At 71.9% G+C, this 3507-nt stretch carries 3 protein-coding genes; all 3 read left to right on the forward strand.

Annotated elements, in window-relative coordinates:
- Positions 1 to 277: ATP/GTP-binding protein (locus D7318_RS32190; protein WP_183091717.1), on the forward strand; the 277-nt coding region annotated here is incomplete at its 5' end.
- Between the two features lie 301 nt (positions 278 to 578).
- Complete coding sequence (locus D7318_RS32195) at positions 579 to 3353, forward strand: sensor histidine kinase (RefSeq protein ID WP_120700789.1); 2775 nt, start codon at positions 579 to 581, stop codon at positions 3351 to 3353.
- 10 nt (positions 3354 to 3363) lie between these two features.
- The coding region (locus tag D7318_RS32200) for a roadblock/LC7 domain-containing protein (RefSeq protein WP_147437905.1) at positions 3364 to 3507 on the forward strand (144 nt) is incomplete at its 3' end.

The following is a 3507-nucleotide window of genomic DNA, read 5'->3' on the forward strand; positions in this document are numbered from 1 at the left end:
GGTCCGTGGTGCCATCGGTGCTGTCGTGCTGGTGGACACGCGGCGTCTGGCGGACTGTTTTCCGGCGGTGGACTACTTCGAGAACAGCGGTCTGCCGTTCGTGATCGCGCTCAACGGCTTCGACGGCTACCAGCCCTACGCACCCGAGGAGGTGCGCGAGGCGTTGCAGATCGGGCCCGATGTGCCGATCATCACGACCGACGCCAGGGCGAGGGGCGAGGCGAAGAGCGCGTTGATCACCCTGGTCGAGCACGCGCTGCTGGCCCGCCTGCACTGAGGGTCGGGGGCAACTCCCGGACTTTCGGCCCGGATCGCGGCTGTGGCGTTGAACACGTCTTCTCCCGAGCGTCATAACAATTCGAGCGAGATCCTTCACAACACCGCCACCGGTGGCGAGCGTCTCGTTCCACTCCGCGCACATGGTGCCGGTGTTTTGTCGCGCTCGATCGCAATGCCCCGATTCGCGAGCCCTTCACGCCCGGGAATCGGGACCGCCCAGGGGATTGGAAAGTCGTCTCCCGACGTGCTGGAATCCACACAACTCCGCAGTCGTGACATACAGCAGCGACCGTGTGCCGATGCCGAGAGGTGAGATCCCAGTGAGGCGCAGCAGCGCGACGTCCCCGTCCCCGGGGGAGCCAGCCCCCTCCGCCGGCGTGCCGAGCGGTGACGACGGCGCACCCGCCTCAACGGGCTCCAGATTCGCCCCCCGCAACTGGCGGGTGGCGACCAAGCTCTACGCGATCCTGCTGACCCCGGTGCTGGTCGCGCTCCTGCTCGGCGGCTTCCGCGTGTGGGACGCGTACGACACGTGGCAGGAGGCGGACGACGCGGAGGCCGTGGCCGAGCTGGTGCGCACCTCCTCGGCGTACGCGCACGCCCTGATCGACGAACGCGACGTCAGCGCCGACCCGTTGCTGCGCGGCCAGACCGACAGCCCCCAGGTCGCGGACGCGCGCCGGCGCACGGACGAGGCCGCCGAGGCGTTCCACGCGCAGGTCGAGGTCACGCCGCAGGGCGAGAGCCTGAGCCACAGGCTCGCGGCGGTCGCGGCCGTCGAGCCGCAGCTCGAAGGGCTGCGGCGGGGCGCGTACACCGACGAGCTGACCGTGGTGCAGACCGAGGAGGGCTATGTCGAGGTCCAGCACCCGCTGATGTCGCTCACCAACGAGATCGGGCTCGGCACCGACAACGTCACCTCCTACGGCCGCACCGTCTACGCGATCTCGCTGTCCAAGGCGGCCAGTTCGCTCCAGCGCGCCATCGGCACCCACCTGCTCGTCGCGCCAGGGCCTGGCGAGGAGACGACCGCGGCGCAGCTCACCGCGTTCGGCAGCTACGCCTACCTGGAGAACATCGCCCTCGCCGAGTTCACCGCGGGGGCCACCCCCGAGGACGCCGAACGGCTCGCGCGCGCCATGACCGACGCGGCCACCGCGGTCGCCGCCGACGCGCCGGACGCCCCGCCGCTCGAGGACATGGTCCAGCTGATCGCCTCGGGCGCCACCCCGCAGCAGCTGCGCGAGCAGGGACTCACCGAGCAGACGTGGTTCCGCGCGGCCACCGCGGAGTTCGACGCCTACCGCACGGTCGAGCAGGAGCTGGTGGACCGCACGGTGACCGAGGCGGGCGACATCGCCGCGTCGGCCCGCCGCGACATCGTCGTCAACGCCCTGGTCGTGGTGGCCGCGCTGCTGCTCGCGTTCGTCCTGGCCGGGCTCATGGCCCGCTCCATGAGCCGCAACATGCAACGCCTGCGCGGCGCCGCCTTCGAGGTCGCGGGGCAGCGGCTGCCCGCCCTCGTCGACCAGCTCTCCCGCACCGACCCGGGCGACGTGGACACCCGCGTCGCGCCGACCCCCGTGCGCAGCCAGGACGAGATCGGCGAGGTGGCGCGGGCGTTCGACCAGGTGCACAGGGAGGCCGTGCGCCTCGCCGCCGAGCAGGCGCTCCTGCGCGGCAACGTGAACGCCATCTTCACCAACCTCTCCGCCCGCAACCAGGGCCTCATCGAGCGCCAACTCGCCCTGATCAGCGACCTGGAGAACAACGAGGCCGACCCGGAGCAGCTGGAGAACCTCTTCAAGCTGGACCACCTGGCCACCCGCATGCGCCGCAACGGCGAGAACCTCCTGGTCCTCGCGGGCCGCGAGCCGCAGCACCGCTGGAACCAGGAGGTGCCGCTCGTCGACGTGATGCGCGCCGCGGCCTCCGAGGTCGAGGCGTACGCCAGGATCGACATCTCGGGCGTCCCCGGCAACGACATCCACGGCGCCGTCGTCAACGACCTGGTGCACCTGCTGGCCGAGCTCCTGGAGAACGCCTCGTCGTTCTCGTCGCCGCACACCAAGGTCAAGGTCATGGGCACGCTGCTGCCCGACGGCCGGGTCATGATCGAGATCCACGACAAGGGCATCGGCCTCAGCCCCGACGACTTCGCCGAGATCAACAAGCGGCTGGCCGACCCGCCCGCCGTCGACGCGGCGATATCCCGGCGCATGGGCCTCTACGTGGTCGGCCGCCTCGCCGAGCGGCACGGCATACGCGTCCAGCTGCGGCCCTCGGGCGAACAGGCGGGGACCACCTCGCTCGTGATGCTCCCCGCGGCGATCACCCAGGGCGGCGGCGCCCCGACGCCCGAGCCCGAGGACGAGTTCACCGTCTCCCGGATCGTCCCCGACGCCCCCGTCGAGCCCGTGGCGGCGCCCCAGCCGCTGCCGCCCACGGACGCCCGCTCGGCCGCGGAGTTCGGCTTCGACGACTCGCGCTACGGCCCCGTCCCCGACGCGCCGCCCGCGCCCGCGGCGTACGACTCCTACGACGCGCCCGTCGTGTACCCCCTGGCGCCCGAACAGCCCGCCGCGCCCCCGGCGTTCGACATGTTCCGGCCAACCACGGAATCTCCCCGTGGTGGTCCCGGGATCGGCGCACAGCGCGTAGGCTTCAGTGGACCGGATCCGCACGCCGCGGAGTACCGCTCGACGACCAGCGCGGGGCTTCCCCGTCGCGAACGCCATCGGCAGCGCCCCGAGGAGGATCCGGCACAGCGACCCGGGGAGCAGCAGCCCCCGCCCACGCCGCCCCCGGCCGCGGAGCCACCCGAGGAGCCGCGACGGGAGGGCGGGCCGCGCAGGGAGGCGCGCACCGGCGGTGTGACCTCGTCCGGGCTTCCCCGCAGGGTTCCCCGCGCCAACCTGACCGAGCACCCCACCACCCCCGAGCCCACCCCGGGCGGACCGGCCGTCTCCCGGGATCCCCACGACGTCCGCGGCAGGCTCAGCAGCCTGCACCGCGGGGTACAGCAAGGCCGCGGCTCAGCCCGCGGTACGCGGAACGATGATCAGGAGCGTTAGTGTGAGCGCGATGAGCCAGGCGGCGCAGAACCTGAACTGGTTGATCACCAGCTTTGTGGACAGTACTCCGGGGGTGTCGCACACGGTGGTGGTGTCGGCGGATGGTCTGCTTCTGGCGTTGTCCGAGGGGTTTCCGCGGGATCGTGCGGATCAG

This window comes from Streptomyces radicis (genome assembly GCF_003626575.1).
Classification (GTDB): domain Bacteria; phylum Actinomycetota; class Actinomycetes; order Streptomycetales; family Streptomycetaceae; genus Streptomyces; species Streptomyces radicis.

Bases quoted from the DNA above. Each gene is read 5' to 3' on its own strand.
- D7318_RS32195 (WP_120700789.1), top strand. From the start codon at position 579: ATGCCGAGAGGTGAGATCCCAGTGAGGCGCAGCAGCGCGACGTCCCCG.